The sequence below is a fragment of the Acidovorax sp. SRB_24 genome (genome assembly GCF_012931925.1).
Genome location: NZ_MWOM01000300.1, coordinates 1 through 319 on the forward strand (window position 1 = coordinate 1; position 319 = coordinate 319).

The following is a 319-nucleotide window of genomic DNA, read 5'->3' on the forward strand; positions in this document are numbered from 1 at the left end:
CTTTTCGCGCACCACGTCGCTGCCGCAGACCGGGCAGTGCGCGGGCATGCGGAAGTTGGGGACGTAGGGCCGGCGCGGCACACGGGCCCGTTCGGCGATCAGGGCCGTGGCATCGCCGCCGCCGTGCGCAAGCGCTTGGGCATCGGGCAGGCCCGCCGCCCCGCTGGAGGCCACCCGGCCCACGACCTCCGGAATCACGTCGCCGGCGCGGCGCACCACCACGGTGTCGCCCACGCGCACGCCTTTCTTGCGGATCTCGAACACGTTGTGCAGCGTCGCGTTGGTCACCGTCACACCGCCCACGAACACGGGCGCCAGG

The 319-nt window shown here is 73.4% G+C and carries 1 pseudogene; it reads right to left on the reverse strand.

What is annotated here, in order from left to right:
- A pseudogene (gene ligA / locus B2J89_RS22020) lies at positions 1-319 on the reverse strand (NAD-dependent DNA ligase LigA); the annotation flags it as partial.